This window comes from Mycetocola miduiensis, from assembly GCF_900115155.1.
Lineage (GTDB): Bacteria > Actinomycetota > Actinomycetes > Actinomycetales > Microbacteriaceae > Mycetocola_A > Mycetocola_A miduiensis.
The window spans coordinates 232,361-246,442 of record NZ_FOVM01000001.1; the positions used below are offsets into that span (position 1 = coordinate 232,361).

Here is a 14,082-nt window from a genome sequence, read left to right on the forward strand (position 1 = left end):
TCCGTTACTTCATCGTCCCCTGACTGACCGAACCCTGCAGCTGGCGCTGGAAGATCACATACGCGATCAGCACCGGCACGATCGTGATCACCACAGCGGCGAACAGCGCACCGAAGTCCACGGCATAACCCGCCGATGACGCGAAGGATGCCATGCCCTGCGAGAGAACGTAGTTGTCCTTGTTCGTGTTCAACGCCACCGGCAACAGGAACTGGTTCCAGAGGCCGAGGAAGTTGAAGATCGCGACGGATGCCATGCCCGGTTTCGCCATCGGCAGCATCACCTGGAAGAAGGTCCGCCACTCACCTGCGCCGTCGATGGCGGCCGCCTCGGCGATCTCGTCAGGCAGCCCCTTGAAGAAGGAATAGAGGAAGAACACCGTGAACGGCAGCGCGAAAGCGACGTAGGTGAGGATGAGCCCCGGCAGCGTGTTGAGCAGCCCGATGTTACGGAGTACGAAGAACAGCGGAACGATCGCGAGGAACACCGGAAAGGTGAGCCCGGCAAGCATGAGGTAGTAGATCGCGCGGCTGCCGAAGAACTTGTAGCGTGCAAGCACATACGCGCACATCGCGCCGAGAACCATGACGATGACGAGGGCGAACCCGACGACGATGACGGTGTTGAGGAAGTAGTTGCCGATTCCCTCCTGCGTCCACGCCGAGACGTAGTTGTCGAAATTCCAGTTCGCCGGCAGTGAGAACGGCGAGGCGAAGATCTCCCGGGTCGTCTTGAAGCTCGTCATGAGCGTCCAGAGAAGCGGGAGGATGACGATCAGCGACCAGATGATCAGGGCGGTGTGCGAGATCACCCCGACCGCTCTATCGCCCGGTGTGTTCTTCGGTTTGCGGGTGAAAACGGGTTTCACCGTGCCCTTCCGCGAACCTGCGGTGGTGATGGCTTGGGTTGTCATGCCCGACCTCCCTCGTCCTTGCCGCCGGTGAGGCGGTTCACGACGAAGACGATGGCCGCGAAGACCAGGGTGACGACGGCGAGGACGACACCCATCGCACTGGCCTGCCCGAACTCACCCTTGTTGAACGCGGTCCGGAACAGCTGCTGGCTCATCACGAGCGTCGAGTTGTTCGGGCCACCGCTCGGGTTCAACGCCTGCATGTAAACGAAGGCGTCGAGCGCGAGGATGCCCAGGTAGATGTACGCGGTCTGGATGTTGTCGCGGATCAGCGGGATCGTGATGGAGAATGCGGTGCGGGCACGCCCGGCGCCGTCGATGCGAGCGGCTTCATACGTCTCCGCAGGCACCCCCTTGATCGCGGCGACGAAGAGCACCATGTAGAAGCCGACGAAGCTCCAGACGATGACGAAGATGGTCGCTCCCATCGCCGTTCGCTCATCGCCGAGCCAGGGGAAGGACTCGAACATGTCGAGTCCGAAGAGTCCCAAGATGCCGTTGAGCAGCCCGCCGGGGGTGTAGATCTGGCTCCACAGGATGCCGATGATGATGGCGGGGATGACGTACGGGAAGAACGAGACGACACGGTAGAAGCTGGAGTTACGGAGCCCTCGAATGGGCCCGTGGCTCGGCCCACCGACGGTGACCATCGTGGCGAGGGCGAGCGAGAGCACAATCGTGACCAGCGGGACGACGATGGCCAGCAGGATATTGTTCCCCAGCGCCGTCATGAAGATGTCGTCGTTGAAGAGCCGAATGTAGTTCTCAATGCCGATGATGTTCATTTCGGGGCTGAACCCCGACCAGTCGGTCAGCGAGTAGAACACCGCCTGGATGAACGGCCAGATCACGAAGATCAGGAAGATTGCCAGCGGAAGCCCAAGGAAGACCAGCATGAACGTCACGTAGTCGACCGTGAGCTTGCGCCGGCGCCCCACGGCGGTCTTTCGACCGCCGGAGGGTGCCAGGGTTGATGCAATCGCAGGCCCTGGGTTTGCGCCGGCCGCGGTCATTTGACCTCGATTTTATTCACCGAATCGTCTTCCCTCACCTTGTCGGTGATGGTCTGGAGGGCCGCGGTCAGAGTGGCGACATCAGACTTGCCTTCGAGGAAGGTGTTCCACGGGACAAGCTGGTCCTGGTTCATGCCGTACAGGTCGACGAAGCCCCAGGTGAAGATGTTCTCACCGGCGGCATCGAGCATGTCGGTCTGCGAGACCAGGGCGGTGGAGCCGAAACCGTCGGCGGGAACGAGGCCCTTGACGATCGTCGGGGCGAGCTTCGTCTTCGCGAAGTTCGTCGCGGCATCCTTCGACAGCATCGTGCGGAGAAGCTCCTTGCCCCCGGCGACGTTCTTGCCCTGCGACGGGACGATGAACGGCTCGCCTGCCGTGGAGTGCAGCGCCTCGACCGGCATGGCGGAGTTTTCGGAGACGACCATCGCCGGGAAGCCCCTCATCTCAAAGCCCTCAGCGGTGTTGTCCTTCATCTCGTTCTCGATCCAGGAACCCGACGGGTACAGCAGTGCTTCCTGGTCGTTGCTCCATTGCGCCTGCGCCGCGGTGAACTGGGTTCCCGATCCGCCCGGCTTCATGTAGCCAGCCGCGATGATCTCGTGCATCGCTTCGAAGACGCTCTGCACTGCAGGCAGCGACCAGCAGCCTTCCTGCAGGTTCTCGAGGGCGAGCCGTACTTCGTCGCCGCCTTCCTTGATCGCCGACTCGATGGCGAGGGTCTGGTAGTACGTCGCTGCTTCCTTACCGAAGACGAACAGATACTTGCCTGCAGCTTTGGCTTTCGCACCGAGATCGAGCGCTTCGGCCCAGGTGGTCGGGGGCGTCCAGCCGTTCTCTTCGAACAGGCTCGACGAGTACCACACCGCGTACACGGTGAGCACGTAGTTGATCGCGGCGAGCTTGCCGTCGAAGGTACCCGGCTTGAGCACTCCGCCGTAGAGCGTGTCCGAGATCTTGTCGCCCTCGAGGTTGTCAGCGTCGATGACATCCTGAAGGTCCTCGAGCTGGTCGAGGATGGTGTTGAAGCCGATCGCCTGGGCACCGGAGTTGTCGATGAGGTCAGGCGGGTTTCCGCCAACAAAGCGCGGCTGGAGCTCCTGGGAGATCTGCGTCGACGACGCCACCTTGGCGGTTGAACCGTCGTGGTTCTTCTCGAGGATCTTCGCGGCGTACTCGACGTAGTCGACGCCGTAACCGCCGTCGAAGATGACGGCGTCGACGGTCGAATTGTCCGCCATGCCGAACGGGTTCGTTTTCGAAACCGTTCCCCCCGGCGCGGTGGTGGATGGGCCGCCCGTCGCACACGAGGCGAGCGTGGAGCCCAGCGGGATGAGAATCGCGGCGGCAACAGCGCCGCGGAGGACGTTCCTTCGGTCCATAGTGACGTTCTGGATGTTCATCATGGTGATTGTGTACCTTCCGTGTGGGTGGGACTCTTGGGGTCAGGCGGTGCGTCGGATCCGATCGCGATAGAGATTCTCGAGGGCTGAGTTGTGCTCGTCTCCCCCGGGGATGTTGGCCGAAATGTAGAGCGGCGGAACATTCCCGCGCTCCGAGATCCGGCTGGACACTTCGATGGTGAGCAGTTGTGCGATGAACGCTGAGGTGATCGAGGAGATCGCCCCCACTCCGACATCGTCGGGCAGTGACAGCGTGGTGTCGCCGAACGGCGCCCGGTTGTCGATGACGACGTCGGCGATCTCGCTCAGTCGCTTGCCGCTCGGATGCTTCGGCTCCACGGCGCTGGTGTGTTCGATGCTCGTAACCCCGATGACCTTGTGGCCGAGTTCCTTCGCCCGCAGCGCGACGCCCACGACGGAACCGTTGACGCCCGAGTTCGACGCAATGATAAAGACGTCTGCCGGGTTGATCGGCGAGACGGTGAACAGTTCATCGACGACGGACGGGTCCCGTTCGAGGCTCGACCCGCCGAGAGCCGACACGTCGCGGCTGCCGTGCAGCACGACATCCCTCAGGGCGAGGTTGTTGGTCGGAATCAGCCCACCGGCGCGGCCGGCGATCTCCATCGCGAAGGCCTGCGAGTGTCCTGTGCCGAATGCCTGGACGACTCCACCGTTGTCGAGGGCGTCGACGATCAGGTCGATCGCTTCGTCGTATGCCCCTGCTGATGCGGCCTGGGCGATCGCTTCGAGACGGCTGGTGGCCTGGGCGAGGAATTCCGGGACGAGGTCAGACATGTGAGGTGCTCCCGGAGACTGGTTGGGGCTGGATAGTCCGGCGTGATCCGCGCGCGGGGCGGCCGGGGCGCCGATGTTCGGAAACGGCCATCGCGGATGCCGCGAGCCGGGTGGCGATTTCGGTGAAGTCGAGTTGCGCGACGAGCAGGTAGAGCAGGTCGAGCACGAAGAGTTGCGAGTGCTTGGCGGACAGGTCGTCCGGCTGCAGGTAGAGCTCGGGTGCTGCGGTGATGACCGTGACGTCGGCGACCTCGCCGAGCGGGGAGTCGGCGTTGTTGGTGAGGGCGATCGTGAACGCCCCTGAGGATTTCGCCTGGGAGAGCATTTGGATGGTTTCTTCGGTTCGACCGGTGTTCGAGATGCCGAGCGCCATCGCACCCTCGTCGAGGATCGCGGCGCTCGTCAGGCCGCCGTGTACCTCGCCCCAGCAGTGGGCGTTGATTCCGATCCGGTACAGCCGGCTCTGCATCTCGGCGGCCATGCCAGCGCTTCCGCCGATCCCGTAGATGTCGAGGTGGCTGCACACGCTGATCCGCCGGGCGATCTCGGCGACCGTCTCGAGGTCGATACGGTCCGCCGTCGATTGGAGTGAGTGCATGTGCGAGTTCAGCAGCGTGCCAAGCACGTCCCGGGGTGAGTCGTCCGGGTCAAACGCGCGGCCGATGTCCGCCCGCCACGAATCGTGGGCGTTGCCGCGCCCAATGTCGCTGGCCACGCCGACGCGGAACTGGACGTAACCCGAGTATCCGATCAGCCGGCAGAACCGTGTGACGGTGGCGGCTGATGTCCCGGCTCGCTCGGCGAGTTCGGTGATCGAGAGTTCGAGCGGAGCTGTCGGATTCTCGAGGAGGAGTTCAGCGATTTTCACCATGACGCTCGACATCTGTGGCAGGTTGGCCTGGATGCGATGGGATGCACGGACACCGCCCTCGGTGGTGCCGGTCGCTGACGTCGTCGTCATAGCTGAAAATCCGTTTCACTGGCTTATCGCTTGACTGAAAACTATTCTTAGTGCTCACTGTGGTCAACGACGATTCACTACAAGTTGGTAACAATGCCTCTTCTCCTCGCTCTCGACGCCGGTGGAACATCCACCCGGGCCACGCTCCTCGACCCGACCGGTCGCTGCATTGCCTACGCCCGGGCCGGTGGCGGAAACCCCGTCTCATCGGGTCTGGAGCACGCGTCGTCCCAGCTCGGCCTTGCGGCAGAGGGCGCTGTGGCATCGACCGGTGCCGCGCCGTCGGACGTCGGACCTGTGCTTATGGCCATGGCCGGGATGAGTGTCAATGCCTCGACGGACTGGATCTCCGGCCCTCTGAAAAACCGTGGCTTCGACGGTCCAATCCGGCTGGAGTCCGACCTCCTCGCCACCTTTTTCTCCGGCACCTGGGAGCCAGACGGCTACGGCGTCGTAGCCGGAACCGGATCGGCGGGCATCCGTGTGCGTTCCGGTCTCGTCGAACGATCAGCCGACGGGCTGGGGTGGCTTCTCGGGGATGTCGGATCCGGTTTCTGGATCGGGCACCGGGTCGCCCGCGCTGTCGTCGCCGCCCTCGACGGACGCACGGGCCCGACGGCTCTCACCGCCCTGCTGCTCGAGGACCTCGGCATCCCGGCGACGGGAGAGCTCGTTCAAAGCGGCCGGCTCGAGTCACTGCGCCTTGCCACAGACGCGCTGTACCGCCTGCGTCCCGTCGAGCTGTCTCGCTTCGCACCACTGGCGTTCGCCGCCCGAGACGACGCGACGGCGAAGGCGATCCTGGCCGACGCCGCCGACGCGCTTGCCGACCTGTTCACCGCAATCGCGTCGCCCGCGGTGACCGGTCCGCTTGTTCTCGGCGGAAGCATCCTGGCGCAGGAGGGGGTGGTGGCGGAGTCGGTCGCGGCTGCGGCCGCGGGCAGGGTGACCCGGATGCACCAGGTCCCGGACGGGATGGTCGGCGCAATCGTGCTGAGCCTCCGGGCGGCAGGCGTCGATGTGGGACCCGAGGTGTTCGATCGGATCGTGACGAGTCTCGCCGCCCTCCGCTGACTCGCCGGTTCACCCGCTCCGGACGGCTTCACGCGGCACGGCGGCTGCTTCCGTCCGAACCGGGTGAGTCCGCGCCTACAGGCTCTGTGCGAGGTGAGCGCCGGCCTCCCGCAGCCAGTGCACGGTCTCGCCCATGGCGGCATCCGCGCTTCCGGCGAGCTCGGTCAGCGACACCGCAGCGGCGAACCCGGTCGGTTCCGCGCTGATCGCACCGGCGACGAGCATCGGCCTAACTCCGGCCTGTTCCGCCAGTGACCGAACGTATGACGGCACTTTGCCCGCGTCGGACTGTCCGTCGAAGCGGCCCTCGCCAGTGAGGACCACCGTTGCAGACGACACCGCTTCCGGTGCACGCATCACCGTGCCTACCGCGTCGGCACCGGAGGCGATCGCGGCGCCCCAGGCGATCAAGCCGAAGCCGGTGCCACCGGCGGCGCCTGCGCCTGGCGTCTCGGGGTCTGTGCCGAGGACGGCAGCCAGGCGGCGAAGCCCTTGGTCCAGTTCGGCGACTTGCGCTTCGCTGGCGCCTTTTTGCGGACCGAACACCGCGGCCGCCCCGCTGGGGCCGAGCAGCGGGTTCGTCACATCGCTGAGGATGATCGCCCCGCCGGCCGGGACCGCGCGGAGGTGTGACGTGTCGATCGACGCGACACTGGCGAGCCCGTGCCCACCCGGGGCGATCGGGCGATTGTCCTCGTCGAAGAATGTGGCGCCAAGCGCGGTGAGGGCTCCGGCGCCACCGTCGGTGGAGGAGCTCCCGCCGATGGCGAGGTAGAGCCGGTCGACGCCGGAATCGATGGCAGCGGCGATGGCCTGCCCGAAGCCGAGGGTGTGTGCATCCATAGGCTGCAGCGGATCGAGAAGGGTGATGCCGCTCGTTACGGCGAGCTCGATCACGCCGGAGTTGTCCGGCAGCAGGATCCAGCTGGCCTCGACCTGTCGCCCGTCCGGGCCGGCAACGGTCACCGGCATCCGCCTGGCGCCGGGCACGGCAAGTTCGAACGCGTCGAGGGTTCCTTCGCCGCCGTCTGCAAGCGGCATCCGGATCAGGCTGTCACCGGGGCGGACCGAGAGCCAGCCTTCGGCGAGCGCGGTCGTCACCTCTATGGCGGTCGCTGTGCCTTTGAAGGAGTCAGGCGCGATCGCCACTCGGAGGTCTGTCATGACTCCACAATGCCACGCTCGCACCGCCCAACCGGGCAATGAGGCGCGGATGCACGCTCAACAGGAGGAATCAGCACTTTTCAGTGCTGTTCACCTGTTGGGGGTGCACCGGGCCGTAAAGCCCCTAGAACCCCTGTGCGAGCCGGTAGTACGCGTTGTTCCAGCGAACCTCGCGGGCGAAACCGTCGAGGGTGGTGCCCTCGTCGATGACGAGAAGTTCGGTGCCGGCGATCTCGGCGAAGTCCCGGAACACGTCCACGCCCACCGCGGTGCTCATCACGGTGTGGTGCGCGGCGCCGGCGGTGAGCCAGGCAGCGGCGGAGGTCGCGAACGACGGCTGCGGCTTCCACACCGCGCGCCCGACCGGAAGGTTGGGCAGCGCTTCGGCAGGCTCGACAACCTCGACGACGTTCGCGACGAGGCGGAACCGGTCGCGCATGTCGCTCATCGCGACGACGACGGCGGGGCCGGGGTCGGCGTTGAAGACCAGCCGGACCGGGTCGTCCTTGCCACCGATGCCGAGCGGGTGGATCTCGAGAGTCGGCTTCGCGGAAGTGAGGCCCGGGCTGACCTCGAGCATGTGCGCGCCGAGGATCTGCTCCTCACCGGGAACCAGGTGGTAGGTGTAGTCCTCCATGAGCGACGCCCCGCCGGGCAGGCCGGACCCCATCACGGATGCCGCGCGCACGAGAATCGCGGTCTTCCAGTCTCCCTCGGCGCCGAACCCGTAACCTTCGGCCATCAGCCGCTGCACGGCCAGTCCTGGCAGCTGTTTGAGGGCGCCGAGGTCCTCGAACGACGTCGTAAACGCCCCGAATCCGCCCTCCTCGAGGAAGGAACGCAGCCCGATCTCGATCGCTGCACCGTCGCGGAGCGCCGAGTGGCGGTCGCCACCCTTCCTCAGCTCGGGCACGACGTCGTACAACTTTTCGTACTCGGCGACGAGGGCGTCGATGTCGCTCTCGGATGCTGCCGCGACGGCATCCGCCAGTTCGTTCACTCCCCAGGTGTTGACCTGCACACCGAAGCGCAGCTCAGCCTCGGTCTTGTCACCCTCGGTGACGGCGACGTAGCGCATGTTGTCGCCGAAGCGGGCGAGCTTGAGCTCGTGGGTGGCAGCCCAGCCAGCGGCGGCGCGCATCCAGGTGCCCACCTGTGCCGTGACGGCAGGGTTGGAGACATGGCCGACGACGGTCTTGCGGGAGACCCCGAGCCTGGTCTGGATGTAACCGAATTCACGGTCACCGTGCGCTGCCTGGTTGAGGTTCATGAAGTCGAAATCGATCTCACCCCAGGGCAGCGCGACGTTGGCCTGGGTGTGCAGGTGCAGCAGCGGCTTCCGCAGAGCGTCGAGGCCAGCGATCCACATCTTCGCGGGCGAGAAGGTGTGCATCCAGGCGATCAGGCCGATGACCCGGTCGTCCGCGTTGGCGTCGAGGGCCGCACGCCTGATCGACTCGGAGTCCTTCAGCACCGGCTTCCAGACAACCTTCACCGGCACATCGGATGCTGCACCAAGGGTCCGCGCGATCTCCTGCGACTGATCGGCCACCTGCCGGAGGGTCTCCTCGCCGTAGAGGTTCTGGCTTCCGGTGAGGAACCAGACTTCGTACGCGTCGAGTGAGGTGGTGAGTTTCGGCATGGATGTCTCCTTGGGAGTTGGATGGGGCTTGTCGGGGATCTCGATACGGCCGCGGGCGGCCTACTCGATCAGCGGGGCGATCAGCGGCCGGGGTCCTGCGAACTGGCAAGCGCCCCCTGCGGCGCCTGGCCGTAGACGTTCTGGTAACGGTCGAACAGGGAGTCGATGGCGGACTGCGGCATCGGCACCGGCTCGCCGAGCTGGCGGGAGATGTGCACGGTGCGGGCGACGTCCTCGACCATGACGGCCGCTTTGACGGCATCCTTCGCGTTGCTGCCGATGGTGAACGGGCCGTGGTTGGCCATGAGCACGGCGCGACTGCGGTGCCCGGTCAGGGTTTCGACGATCCCGCGGCCGATCGAGTCGTCGCCGATGATCGCGAACGGCCCGACGGGAATCGCGTCGCCGAACTCATCGGCCATGGCGGTGATGACACAGGGAATGGGTTCGTTGCGTGCCGCCCAGGCGACCGCGTAGGTGGAATGGGTGTGCACGACACCGCCGACCTCCGGCATATGCCGGTAAACGTATGCGTGCGCGGCCGTGTCGCTCGACGGTGACCGCTCCGCCCCTGGGGTACCGGGGATGACGGAGCCGTCGAGGTCGCAGAGGATCATGTTCTCGGGTGCCAGGTCGTCGTACGAGACACCGGAGGGTTTGATGACGAACAGGTCGGCGCCGGGCACACGGCCCGAGACGTTCCCGCCGGTCCAGACGACGAGTCCGTAGCGTACGAGCTCGCCGTGCAGTCGTGCGACGTCGGCGCGCACCCGTGCAATGGCGACCTCGATTTCAGGGGAGAATGTGCTCACGTGTGGGCCTCTCTTTTCAGCGGGAGCGCGGTAACGGCAGTGCGCTCGACGGCGAGCCCGTCGCGGTAGCGGTCGAGGTAGGTGGCGAATCCGGCGACGTCTGCGGCATCTGGATCAGTGCTCTCGAATGCTGCGTCACCGAATACCCGCTCGCGCAGGTACCCGTCGAGGCTCTGGCCTGATCCTGCTTCTGACAGGTATGAGGCCAGCACCGCAATACCCCAGGCCCCGCCTTCAGAGGCAGTCTTGGTAACCGATACGGGCGCATTCAGCGCCGCGGCGAGAAACCGCTGGGCTACCCCTGCGGTGCGGAACACGCCTCCGTGCGCGAACATCTGGTCCAAGGCGACGCCCTCCTCAGCCAGGACGCGCATACCGAGGCTCAGACTGCCGAACACGCCGTAGAGCTGAGCGCGCATGAAGTTAGCGAGCGTGAACCGGCTGTCGGGTGTGCGGACAAACAGAGGCCTGCCCTCGGTGAGCCCTGCGATCGGCTCACCGGACAGGTGGTTGTAGGCCAGCAGGCCTCCGGCGTCAGCTTCGCTCTCGAGCGCTTCGCGGAACAAAACGTCGAACACCGCGTCGGAGTCGACGGTGGCGCCGGCCGCGACTGAGAAGCGGCTGAAGAGGCCAACCCACGCGGCAAGCTCGCTCGCGCCGTTGTTGCAGTGCACCATCGCCACTGGATCCCCGGCCGGGGTGGTGACGACGTCGAGCTCGTGATGCACCTCGTCGAGTGGGCGCTCGAGCACCACCATCGCGAAGATGCTTGTGCCGGCGCTGACATTACCGGTACGTGGCGCCACGGAACACGTGGCTACCATGCCCGTCCCAGCATCGCCCTCTGGCGGACATAACGGGGTGCCGGGCTTCAGTGTGCCCGTCGGGTCCAGGAGCGAGGCGCCCTTGGCGGTGAGCCGTCCGGCTGACTCTCCTGCGACCAGAACCTTGGGCAGAAGATCGGCGATTCTCGGCGCCGGTGGTTTCTCGGAGGCCAAGCGGTCGTACCGGGCGAGAAGCTTGGCGTCGTAGTCTTTCGCCGGCGAATCGATAGGGAACATCCCCGACGCGTCGCCGATTCCGAGCACTTTCTCGCCGGTGAGCTGCCAATGCACGTACCCAGCCAGCGTCGTCATGAACCGCACGTCAGGGATGTGCTGCTCGTTGTCGATCACTGCCTGGTGAAAATGCGCGATCGACCATCGAAGCGGAATGTTCACTTTGAATAGTTCCGAGAGCTCTGCCGCGGCGGCGCCGGTGGTTGTGTTGCGCCACGTCCGGAATGGCACGAGCAACTCGTCCGACTCGTCGAAGGCGAGGTAGCCGTGCATCATCGCCGAGACCCCGATCGCACCGAAACGCTCCGGGAGAACGCCATAGCGGCGTTCGGTGTCGGCGACAAGGGCAGCATGAGCCGCCTGCAGACCAGACCACACGGACTCAAGCGAATATGTCCACACTCCGTCTATGAAGTCGTTCTCCCACTCGTAACTCCCCGTAGCGAGCACCGTTGCCGCGTCCTCGCCGATGAGGCAGGCCTTGATACGGGTGGAACCCAGTTCGATTCCGAGCGAGGTCTTCCCGCTCCGAAGCGCGTCCCGGATGGAGTCGTTCTCGGCTCGCCCGGGGGTGGGCACCTGCTGGTTCGTCACATGGTCCTTCAATCTCAGGTTGGAAAATCGGTGCGGGTGCGGAAAGCCGCGACCCCGCGGAGAGTTGCGTCTTCACCGCGAAGTTCGGTGGCGAGGCGTCGTCCGTGTTGCAGGAGAAGGCGGTCACTCAGCCCGACGAGCTGTTCAGGCTCGGTCGACTCGAGAATCACAGCCACACCGGCCGCCGCGATGCGCTCGATCAGCGCGCGACGCTTTCCCTGCTCGGCCGGAGACAGCCCGGAGAACGGCTCGGTAATCATGGCGACGCGCGGCGGGTTCGCCACCCAGCCCGCCAGGACCTCGTTCATGGCGGCGGTCGACGGCCGCGACCGCGCACCGGAGAGGGCGTCGATGAGCATCGATGGCGCCTGCCGGGGAAGGTACTCCCTACGGCGGTCGATGACCCCCATCCGGGCAAGCCGCGCCAGCTTCTCACCGGAGACACTCGTCGGGATGCCGCCGAGGAGACCGATGTCATATGTGGGCGGATGTTCGGAAATGAACAGCACCCGGGATGCGATGGCCCGCTCGACCGTAGACAGGTCGGCCGGCGCGCCGTCGAGCAGGATCGTTCCGCTCACCTCACCGCCGGAGGAAGCGCCGAAGACCCCGAGCACGAGGTCCTGCGCGTCTGCCAGTCCCACAATCTCCCCCGCTCGCACGGCCAGCGAAGCGTCCTCAACGAGCATCCGCTCACGGTGGACGGGGTGGGAGACGGAGATGTTCCGGAGCTCGAGAACGACAGGGCCGAACGGTCGATTCTCTGGCGCGTCGTCGGCGTTCTCCGTTACAGCCGGGCCGTCGCCAACGAGAAGCCCCAGCAGGCGATCCGTGTCCGCGGGACCCGCCGTGCCCACCACGTCGCCTGCTCGGAGAACCGCGACACAGTCGACAGCGCGGGGGCTGAACCGGAGATCGGCAAGCGTGTTCACCGCGACAAGAACAGGCGCAACTTCGGTCGCGTGGGCGAGAGCCGTGTGCCAGCGCAGCGCCTCAGCTGCGTCAAAGCGGCTCGAACGGTCATCGACGAGCACGACCTCGGGCGTCCGCCCAAGGATCCCAGCCAGTTCGACGATGCGCTGGTCGACGGCGTCGAGCTCGAAGACCGGCGTCGTCGGCGGAACAGCCAGCCCAACGCGGTCGATCAGCTCCATCGCACGCCGCTCCCGGCTCGATTTGTTCAGGAAAAACCCGCTGGTTGCACCGAGCAAAACGTTGTCGGCGACGGTCTGGAGTGGGATGAGAAGCGACTCGACGCCGAGGACGGGCACGCCGTCGACCGCGGGCGGGTCGCCGAGAACGGCGATCAGCCGGGCACCGTCCGGCAGCGCGCCGCTGAGGGGCATCCGTTTCTCTTCCATGGTAAGTACGCGGGTTGCCGGACAGGCCGGCGACCCGCGCTTCGTTACTTTCCGCCTGAACGACGCTTGTTGTAGACGTCGAAGGCGACGGCGAGGAGCAGGACGAGGCCCTTGACCGCCTGCTGCCACTCGATTCCGAGGCCGAGGATCGACATGCCGTTGTTGAGGACACCGATGATCAGACCACCGATGATCGCGCCGCCGATGGTGCCGACACCGCCCTGCACCGCGGCTCCACCGATGAACGCTGCCGAGATGGCTTCGAGCTCGAACCCGTCACCGGCTTTCGGCCCGGCGAGGTTGAGGCGGGCGGTGAAGATGAGCCCGGCGAGGGCGGCGAGCACTCCCATGTTCACGAAGAGCAGGAAGTCGGTCTTGCGGGTCTTGATGCCCGACAGCTCTGCAGCGTGGCGGTTTCCGCCGATCGCGTAGACGTGGCGGCCGAAGACGCTGCGGTTCATGATGATGCCGTAGATCAGGACGAGGACGGCGAGAACGATGAGCGTGACGGGGATGCCCTTGTAGCTGGCGAGAGCGTAGGCGAAGAATCCGATGGCGAGCGTGATGAGCACGAGCTTGGCGACGAACCAGACGATCGGCTCGACCTCCTGGCCGTACTTCTGGCGGGCCACGCGGGTGCGGAACTGACCGACGATGAGCGCGACGACCGCGATGGCAGCGACGATGAGGGTGAGCGGGTCGAGGTCGAGGTCGCCGAACACGTTGCTGAGGAAGCCGTTGCCGAGAGCGCGGTACTCGGTGGGGAACGAGCCGATGTTCGCGTTACCGAGCACGACGAGCGCGAGGCCGCGGAAGATGAGCATGCCGGCCAGCGTCACGATGAACGCCGGGATGCCGACGTAGGCGACCCAGAAACCCTGCCAGACGCCGACGAGCGCGCCGATTCCGAGCGACAGGATGATGGACAGCCACCACGGCAGGCCCCACGAGACCGCGAAGACACCCGAGCAGGCGCCGACGAATGCCGCGACCGATCCGACCGAGAGGTCGATGTGCCCGGCGATGATGATCATCACCATTCCGATGGCCAGCACGAGGATGTACCCGTTCTGGACGATGAGGTTCGAGATGTTCTGCGGACGCAGCAGGATGCCGTCGGTGACGATGGCGAAGAAGATCACCACGGCCAGGAGGGCGAGGAAGATGCCATTCTTGCCGAGGTCCGCGAGCAGGTGGCTGAGCCAGCTGGTGAACTTGTTCTCGGTCGGGTGGATTCCACCGCCTGCGGCGGTTTCCTCGGTCACCGGGGTCTGTGTGTTTGTCATTGT

Annotated in this window: 12 protein-coding genes; 1 reads left to right on the forward strand and 11 read right to left on the reverse strand. The window is 65.6% G+C overall.

The features are described from left to right. Positions 1-4: 4 nt before the first annotated feature. From BM197_RS01065 to BM197_RS01085, 5 genes are all read right to left on the reverse strand, one after another. Positions 5-913, reverse strand: coding sequence for a carbohydrate ABC transporter permease (locus tag BM197_RS01065; protein ID WP_090708050.1), 909 nt, complete (start codon positions 911-913; stop codon positions 5-7). Beyond that, complete coding sequence (locus BM197_RS01070) at positions 910-1,809, reverse strand: carbohydrate ABC transporter permease (RefSeq protein WP_245762358.1); 900 nt, start codon at positions 1,807-1,809, stop codon at positions 910-912. Before BM197_RS01070 ends, BM197_RS01065 begins: the two co-directional genes overlap by 4 nt. A 113-nt stretch (positions 1,810-1,922) precedes the next feature. Continuing rightward, positions 1,923-3,329, reverse strand: coding sequence for an N-acetylglucosamine/diacetylchitobiose ABC transporter substrate-binding protein (ngcE, locus tag BM197_RS01075; RefSeq protein ID WP_090708908.1), 1,407 nt, complete (start codon positions 3,327-3,329; stop codon positions 1,923-1,925). 42 nt (positions 3,330-3,371) lie between these two features. Continuing rightward, positions 3,372-4,127 (reverse strand): sugar isomerase domain-containing protein, encoded by a 756-nt coding sequence (locus BM197_RS01080; RefSeq protein WP_090708054.1) that lies wholly within the window; start codon positions 4,125-4,127, stop codon positions 3,372-3,374. Then, entirely contained in the window at positions 4,120-5,088 is a 969-nt protein-coding gene (locus tag BM197_RS01085) for a MurR/RpiR family transcriptional regulator (RefSeq protein WP_090708056.1), read from the reverse strand. Before BM197_RS01085 ends, BM197_RS01080 begins: the two co-directional genes overlap by 8 nt. Before the next feature lie 93 nt (positions 5,089-5,181). On the opposite strand from BM197_RS01085, the gene BM197_RS01090 reads away from it, so the two are divergent. Beyond that, a complete protein-coding gene (locus BM197_RS01090; RefSeq protein ID WP_090708058.1) occupies positions 5,182-6,162 on the forward strand; it encodes an N-acetylglucosamine kinase in 981 nt (326 codons plus the stop codon). 75 nt (positions 6,163-6,237) lie between these two features. On the opposite strand, the gene BM197_RS01095 is transcribed toward BM197_RS01090, so the two are convergent. The 6 genes from BM197_RS01095 to mmsB form a co-directional block, all read right to left on the reverse strand. Next, complete coding sequence (locus BM197_RS01095) at positions 6,238-7,326, reverse strand: glycerate kinase (protein ID WP_090708060.1); 1,089 nt, start codon at positions 7,324-7,326, stop codon at positions 6,238-6,240. A gap of 124 nt (positions 7,327-7,450) precedes the next feature. Beyond that, positions 7,451-8,968: an L-arabinose isomerase gene (gene araA, locus BM197_RS01100; protein WP_090708062.1), complete on the reverse strand. Its 1,518-nt coding sequence runs from the start codon at positions 8,966-8,968 to the stop codon at positions 7,451-7,453. 80 nt (positions 8,969-9,048) lie between these two features. Beyond that, positions 9,049-9,780, reverse strand: a complete 732-nt coding sequence (locus BM197_RS01105; RefSeq protein ID WP_090708064.1) for an L-ribulose-5-phosphate 4-epimerase — start codon at positions 9,778-9,780, stop codon at positions 9,049-9,051. Further along, a complete protein-coding gene (locus BM197_RS01110; RefSeq protein WP_090708066.1) occupies positions 9,777-11,432 on the reverse strand; it encodes a xylulokinase in 1,656 nt (551 codons plus the stop codon). Before BM197_RS01110 ends, BM197_RS01105 begins: the two co-directional genes overlap by 4 nt. Positions 11,433-11,446: 14 nt before the next feature. Then, positions 11,447-12,793 (reverse strand): sugar ABC transporter ATP-binding protein, encoded by a 1,347-nt coding sequence (locus tag BM197_RS01115; protein WP_143094956.1) that lies wholly within the window; start codon positions 12,791-12,793, stop codon positions 11,447-11,449. Positions 12,794-12,837: 44 nt separating this feature from the next. Further along, positions 12,838-14,079, reverse strand: coding sequence for a multiple monosaccharide ABC transporter permease (gene mmsB / locus BM197_RS01120; protein ID WP_090708070.1), 1,242 nt, complete (start codon positions 14,077-14,079; stop codon positions 12,838-12,840). Positions 14,080-14,082 lie beyond the last annotated feature (3 nt).

What these genes read in the sequence shown, in the direction of transcription:
- BM197_RS01065 (WP_090708050.1), bottom strand. Translation starts at nt 913, where the DNA reads ATGACAACCCAAGCCATCACCACCGCAGGTTCGCGGAAGGGCACGGTG.
- BM197_RS01070 (WP_245762358.1), bottom strand. Translation starts at nt 1,809, where the DNA reads ATGCTGGTCTTCCTTGGGCTTCCGCTGGCAATCTTCCTGATCTTCGTG.
- ngcE (WP_090708908.1), bottom strand. Translation starts at nt 3,329, where the DNA reads ATGAACATCCAGAACGTCACTATGGACCGAAGGAACGTCCTCCGCGGC.
- BM197_RS01080 (WP_090708054.1), bottom strand. Translation starts at nt 4,127, where the DNA reads ATGTCTGACCTCGTCCCGGAATTCCTCGCCCAGGCCACCAGCCGTCTC.
- BM197_RS01085 (WP_090708056.1), bottom strand. Translation starts at nt 5,088, where the DNA reads ATGACGACGACGTCAGCGACCGGCACCACCGAGGGCGGTGTCCGTGCA.
- BM197_RS01090 (WP_090708058.1), top strand. Translation starts at nt 5,182, where the DNA reads ATGCCTCTTCTCCTCGCTCTCGACGCCGGTGGAACATCCACCCGGGCC.
- BM197_RS01095 (WP_090708060.1), bottom strand. Translation starts at nt 7,326, where the DNA reads ATGACAGACCTCCGAGTGGCGATCGCGCCTGACTCCTTCAAAGGCACA.
- araA (WP_090708062.1), bottom strand. Translation starts at nt 8,968, where the DNA reads ATGCCGAAACTCACCACCTCACTCGACGCGTACGAAGTCTGGTTCCTC.
- BM197_RS01115 (WP_143094956.1), bottom strand. Translation starts at nt 12,793, where the DNA reads ATGGAAGAGAAACGGATGCCCCTCAGCGGCGCGCTGCCGGACGGTGCC.
- mmsB (WP_090708070.1), bottom strand. Translation starts at nt 14,079, where the DNA reads ATGACAAACACACAGACCCCGGTGACCGAGGAAACCGCCGCAGGCGGT.